We start from the raw sequence: 5,924 nt of genomic DNA, 5'->3' as shown, positions 1-5,924 counted from the left end.
AAAAGAGTGAAGATAGCGGTTTTTAGATACACATTCAGAGAGTTTTTGAGACTTTTGACACCCGAACCATTCTATAAAAAAAGCACGTCTACATGAGCAGACGTGCTTTTCTGAGTCAGACAAGGTATAAGAGATGATTATAGTATGCCTATAAGGAGGACTATAGCCCCTATGATAATGGAAATCCAATTGACAGGTTTTTGAGGAGACATCAGTCCAATTACTCCTAAAACGACTGCAATAATTCCCATCCAAATCGGCTGCCAGAAGAAGCCGATTATTGCTAAAATGATACCAATGATTCCTAGCCATAATCCTGCTGTTGCTGAAATAGTTGAATTCGGTTCTCTACTTGCCATTTTAAACATTCCCCTTTCAAAATAGTGAGTGTTCTAATTGGTCTGTATCCTTCCGTATTCTTATCACTACTCTTGCACTTTTTATCAACTCCCTTATAACTTATGTCTATTTCTTCTACACTTTTACCCTATCAGCCTTTAGCTCAACCTTTCAAAAGATACGCACTCACTTTAGGACTTTTCAAACTTTTTTCATATCTATGACTTTTACGTGATGAATAAGTTGTTTTTTCATGAAAAAAGAAAAAGACCGAAAGAATCTCGAATACTTCTGATTCTCTCAGTCCGATTTAATCTAAAAATTCAATTTTTCCTTCGTCAAGCTCCTGAATACGTGCCAGTGAATAAACATCTACCCCTTGTTCTTCTAGCATAGAACGTCCTTTTTGCCAGGATTTTTCAATAACGATACCGGCTCCGACAGGCTGAGCTTTTGCTTGGCTACAAATGTTCAGCATCCCTTTAACTGCCTGGCCATTTGCTAAAAAGTCATCGATAATGAGAACTCGATCCCATTCATTTAGGTAGTGGCTAGATACCGAGATGGTATTAAAGGTTTCTTTAGTGTAGGAATACACATCACTTGTGTATAAATCGGTCGTTAACGTCAAGCTTTTATGTTTTCTCGCAAAAATAACAGGTACATTTAATTCTAAAGCAGTAAATATAGCTGGTGCTATACCAGAGGACTCAACAGTGATCACTTTAGTGACATGCTTATCTTTAAAATAACGTGCAAACTCTTTTCCCATTTTCTGGACTAGAACAGGGTCAACTTGATGATTCAAGAAACTATCTACACTAAGGACTTCTTTAGATAAGGCTTGCCCTTCTTTTAAGATTCTGTCTTTTAACTCCTTCACTATCATCCCTCTTTTATTAATTTTAACTATTAGGATACCACATAACATTCAAATACTCACTATTTATTATTCGAAATAGATTCCTTTTCAAAACCCAGTTCTTCTAAATAAGGATTAATTAGCTCAAGCAACCTCTCATACAAGACGGGATAAGCATTTACTCCCTTCACTTCGTAAGAATGGCGATCATCAAATCCTAATACCATTTCCCAATAGTTTCCTTCCGATTCATTCCTTTCTTCATAGTCTGTCTGCCAAGATAGAATAAATAGCTGATTAAAGAGATCATCTTTAATATCCTGCCATTCTGTCAAAGGTATGCGAGCCTTTTTGGCTACATCCTTATAAGGGATGGCTATTTCTAAATCTGTGTAACTATCAGCTTTTTCAAAGTAAATGGTTTTCATTTGCTTTGATTTTTGTCCCACAGAGAAATGAAAGGCAACGTAGTGACTTTGCGGTAAGCTATCGGTGTTATCCGCCATACAGCCAAATATTTCAGAGCAGTTTAAACAGCTGAATTCAGGAGTAATGCGTTCTTCATCCCAGTCATATGTATAAGGGACATATGCCCTCTCTTGTTCCCAGTTTTTAATGTTTTGACTCCCACAATAGGGACATCTAATGGCATAATGCATTTTCCTACTCCTTTTCTCTGGTTTTCCTTAGTATAACATTAAGAGGTTTTTTACTTCATTAAAATGACAAAGGAGACTAAAAATGAAATCTAACACTTATCAAGACGTACTGGACTTTTGGTTTAGGGAAATAGATTCTGATCTATGGTTCAAGCAAGACGATCAGTTAGACAAGGAAATCAGTCAGCGATTTGGGGAAACATTTAAACAAGCGAAGGCCTGTGAGCTTGTTGGCTGGAGAGACACGATTCATGGACGGCTGGCAGAGGTTATTTTACTGGATCAGTTTTCAAGAAATATGTTCCGAGGAAAACCGGATGCGTTTAGGCAGGACTCTTTAGCCTTAGCTTTGGCACAAGAAGCGCTGAGGTTTGGAAAAATAAACAAGCTAAGTACAGAAGAACGCGCTTTTTTGTATATGCCTTTTATGCACTCGGAATCTTTGCCTATTCATGAAAAGGCAATGGCATTATTCCAAGAAGACGGAATGGAAGACTATCTGAAATATGAAAAAAAGCATCGGGATATAATTAAGCAATTTGGAAGGTACCCTTACAGAAATGATGTATTAGGGAGAGAGTCCACCGAAGATGAACGTGAATTTCTAGCTGAATTCGAAGGATTTTAATTAGTATATCCTTTGTTAAACTGAGATACAAGTAATTGTAAAAGTGTAAAAGCACTTGAATAGGCTTATACAATGCCTATTAATTGAAGTGAGAGCTGGATATATAGTACCTTTACAGTAATAGGAATCGGATACTATTAATAAACAGGAGGTTTGATGAATGGATATAGGAATTAAAGGAAAAGTTGCCCTCGTCACTGGTGGGCGTTGGGAATCGGTAAAGAAACAGCCCGACAACTACTAGAAGAAGGCGCAACAGTTGTCATAACCGACATAAAAGAATCGGAGTTAGAAGAAGCGGCTAATGAGTTGGGAGCTAGCCACACAGTCTATGCTTACCCGGCAGATACGACTAGCACAGAAGATTTAAAAAACTTGCATACTTATGTTAAAGAACAGGTAGGAGAAATTGACATACTTGTTCAAAATGCTGGTATAGCTGGTGAACAAGGCTTGTTTCACGAACTGGATGACGATGCCTGGACTAACACAATGGAAATTAATTTATTCGGGTCCGTTCGAGTAGTAAGAGAGTTTCTGCCTGATTTAAGAAATGGTGGCTGGGGACGTATTGTCTTTCTTGCCTCTGAAAATGCAGTCTTGCCATACAAAGAAGAATTGCCCTATAACTGTACAAAAGCAGCCCTTCTATCCTTTTCAAAAGGCCTGTCAAAAACCTATGCCTCAGACGGTTTACTTGTGAATGCCGTCTCACCTGCCTTTATCGAATCAGCCATGACTGATATGCTCGTGGAAGATAAAGCTAAGGAAGAAGACGTCTCATTTGAAGAAGCGATTGACATCATCTTAAAGGAACAAAAAGTGCATTTAGAGTTAAAAAGACGCGGTAAAGTCGAAGAAGCTGCTAGTGTCATTGTCTTTTTATGTTCCGATCAAGCATCATTTGTTACGGGATCAAACTACCGTGTAGACGGTGGAGCAGTTGGAACTATATAAAAAATACAAAGGAGTAGATACTGAATGACTAAGGAATTTGATTACTTGCTCGTAGGCGGAGGAATCGTGTCTGCCCACGCAGCAGAAGGCATTCGAGAACTAGATAAAACGGGTACGATTGGAATCATTTCAAGCGAGAAAGATAAACCATATACTCGTCCTGCTTTAACTAAAAAGCTATGGACTGACGAAGAGTTTACGGTTGAGGATGTCGTATTTGATACTATTGAAGAAACGAATGCCACTTTCATCCCTAATACAACAGTTACGTCAATTGACAAAGAAAATAAGACAGTGACAACCAACCATGACGTCACGTACACCTATAAAAAATTATTACTTGCAACGGGTGGCGAACCTCAGAGTATTGAAGGGCCTGAAGACGACAGAGTGTTTGCTTTCAGAACATTGGAAAACTACAACAATCTAAGAAGCCTGGCTGGAAAAGGAAAACATGCTATTGTGGTTGGCGGTAGTTATATCGGGACAGAATTAGCAGCTAACTTGAAGCTGAACGACACAGACGTTACCTTTATATACCCGCAAGAGATGCTGAGTGGCAATCGATTCCCTGAAGAGCTGGCTAGAGAATACGAAAACACATACAGAGAACACGGCATTACTTTGATGAGTGGCACAAGAGCGGAATCTTACTCTAAAAAGGGCGATAAATTAGTTGTTCAATTAGATAACGGGGAAACCGTTGAAGGGGATATGCTCGTCCTTGGACTAGGAGTTGACCCACGCCTATCCTTAGCTGAAGAAGCCGGTCTTGAAGTAGATGATGGGGTTATTGCAGATGAATACTTACGTACCTCTGACCCGAATATTTATGCTGCTGGAGATATCGTTTCTTATCCGGATACTATTTTAGGACGGACACGCATTGAACACGTCGATCACGCTCGCCAATCCGGTACACAAGTAGGTAAAATAATGGCTGGTTCAAATGACCCGTATACTCATACCCCTTACTTTTATTCAGATGTTTTTGATATATCTTGGGAAGCCATCGGAACATTGGACCCCAAGCTGGATTACATGATTGACAGAGTGGACGGCGGAAAAGTAGTGTACTTCCTAGAAAATGACAAGCCGGTCGGTGTCATTACTTGGAATATAGAAACTGATTTAGACGAAGTGAGAGAGGTCCTGAAAACCCAACCACCTTCTTCTGAATTAAAAGGGCGAATCCGTGATACAAGCGACGAAGAAGAATAAAGACTACTTTAAAGATGTTGGTCATGGCCAGCATCTTTTCTTCTGATTAAACAATTCACAATAGGTATTGATTGTACTCTATAAAACATCCCCTTATACTGTAGGTGTAAAGAATGAGGTACCACAATTAACAGGAGGGTTTTATCATGCATAAGTTTGTTGAAGGAAGCTATGAGTCGATAGATGAAGTGATTAAAGCAGTCAATGCTTTGGTTTCACGAGGACATGCACAAGATTGCATATCATTAATTACTAATGCTCCAAAAAAAGAAGAAATTAGTAAAGATATAGATATACCTGTCGCTACCTTTGATGAAAAAAGAAAGTCCGTTGATGTATTAGCTGAATACAAAGAAGAGATAGAAAATGACTATATTGTGGTCTTAGTCAAAGAGCCCGCAGATGAAAATGCAGAAAGTTCAAATGACATGAATAGGAAGCATGATCAGAACAATTCTCCAAGGACAGTTGATTTAGGTGATGAGCCGGATAATGTAGATTTATCTCATACGAATGCGACTCCCAGTCAATCACAAAGAGATATTAACTTAATATTATAATCACTTCCCTTTCAGAAAAGACTCAGTCTTTATCTGAAAGGGATAATTTTGTGCTTATTCTTATGATTTGAAGTAATCGCTTTCATTCGTTATACTTAAGATACAGGAACAAACTATACAGAAAGGATGTCACGTATGAATAGTAAAGTCGAGGGAGTTTACGATACTATCGAAGAAGCCAATCGGAAAGTTGAAGGTTTACGAGACAGAGGCCACCCACGACACACAGTTATCGTCGTTGTTAACGAAGAAATTGGAGAGAAGATTTCAGGAAATATTAATGCAACGGTAGACATACGTGGAAAAACTTCATCAGATGATTCAGGCGGATCCATGTGGGACTCCATTAAAAGCGCTTTTACCTCTGATGATGAAGATGATGAACCTGTTACCTACGATAAAGATAATGACCCAGCTTACGACTATCAAGATGACATCAAGCAAGGTAAAATAGTGGTCTTACTCAGACAAGGAGCACGATTGTAAGTTTTTTACTCAAGTCCTATTCCATTCAACAAAACAATTTAGTCTTTTCCCCTTTTCAGTTATAGAATCATATACTGGAAAGGGGCTTTTCAACTTTTCAGTTAAACTAGAATCATTTCATCATGTAATCCTCATTTATGTTATACTCTCGAGTTTGACAGTCAAAACGACAAGAATGCCTTAGGTATAGGCTCTCTTATCGTTTTTTTAGT

At 38.5% G+C, this 5,924-nt stretch carries 8 protein-coding genes; 5 read left to right on the top strand and 3 right to left on the bottom strand.

Annotation, left to right across the window (positions count from 1 at the left end; genetic code table 11):
• Window positions 1-137 precede the first annotated feature (137 nt).
• The 3 genes from ABDZ53_RS10100 to ABDZ53_RS10090 all read right to left on the bottom strand — a co-directional run bounded on the left by ABDZ53_RS10100 (window position 138) and on the right by ABDZ53_RS10090 (window position 1,860).
• Window positions 138-359, bottom strand: a complete 222-nt coding sequence (locus tag ABDZ53_RS10100; RefSeq protein ID WP_343756159.1) for a C4-dicarboxylate ABC transporter — start codon at window positions 357-359, stop codon at window positions 138-140.
• Between the two features lie 290 nt (window positions 360-649).
• A complete protein-coding gene (locus ABDZ53_RS10095) occupies window positions 650-1,222 on the bottom strand; it encodes a xanthine phosphoribosyltransferase (protein ID WP_343756157.1) in 573 nt (190 codons plus the stop codon).
• A gap of 59 nt (window positions 1,223-1,281) precedes the next feature.
• On the bottom strand, window positions 1,282-1,860 hold the full coding sequence (locus tag ABDZ53_RS10090) for a hypothetical protein (protein WP_343756154.1): 579 nt from the start codon (window positions 1,858-1,860) through the stop codon (window positions 1,282-1,284).
• An 82-nt stretch (window positions 1,861-1,942) separates the two neighbouring features.
• On the opposite strand from ABDZ53_RS10090, the gene ABDZ53_RS10085 reads away from it, so the two are divergent.
• The 5 genes from ABDZ53_RS10085 to ABDZ53_RS10065 all read left to right on the top strand — a co-directional run bounded on the left by ABDZ53_RS10085 (window position 1,943) and on the right by ABDZ53_RS10065 (window position 5,712).
• The gene (locus ABDZ53_RS10085; protein WP_343756152.1) at window positions 1,943-2,488 is read left to right on the top strand and encodes a DUF924 family protein; all 546 of its coding nucleotides are present in this window, start codon (window positions 1,943-1,945) and stop codon (window positions 2,486-2,488) included.
• A 207-nt stretch (window positions 2,489-2,695) separates the two neighbouring features.
• Window positions 2,696-3,445: an SDR family NAD(P)-dependent oxidoreductase gene (locus ABDZ53_RS10080; RefSeq protein WP_343756151.1), complete on the top strand. Its 750-nt coding sequence runs from the start codon at window positions 2,696-2,698 to the stop codon at window positions 3,443-3,445.
• 24 nt (window positions 3,446-3,469) lie between these two features.
• Window positions 3,470-4,666, top strand: a complete 1,197-nt coding sequence (locus ABDZ53_RS10075) for an NAD(P)/FAD-dependent oxidoreductase (RefSeq protein ID WP_343756149.1) — start codon at window positions 3,470-3,472, stop codon at window positions 4,664-4,666.
• A gap of 146 nt (window positions 4,667-4,812) precedes the next feature.
• The gene (locus ABDZ53_RS10070) at window positions 4,813-5,226 is read left to right on the top strand and encodes a hypothetical protein (protein ID WP_343756147.1); all 414 of its coding nucleotides are present in this window, start codon (window positions 4,813-4,815) and stop codon (window positions 5,224-5,226) included.
• 135 nt (window positions 5,227-5,361) lie between these two features.
• Window positions 5,362-5,712 carry a general stress protein gene (locus ABDZ53_RS10065; protein WP_343756145.1) on the top strand — a complete coding sequence of 117 codons (351 nt, stop codon included), beginning with the start codon at window positions 5,362-5,364 and terminating at the stop codon, window positions 5,710-5,712.
• Window positions 5,713-5,924 lie beyond the last annotated feature (212 nt).

This window comes from Alkalibacterium iburiense (genome assembly GCF_039521845.1).
GTDB lineage: Bacteria > Bacillota > Bacilli > Lactobacillales > Carnobacteriaceae_A > Alkalibacterium > Alkalibacterium iburiense.
Note: the sequence above shows the minus strand (reverse complement) of the source record. Positions and strands in the feature narration are given on the sequence as shown.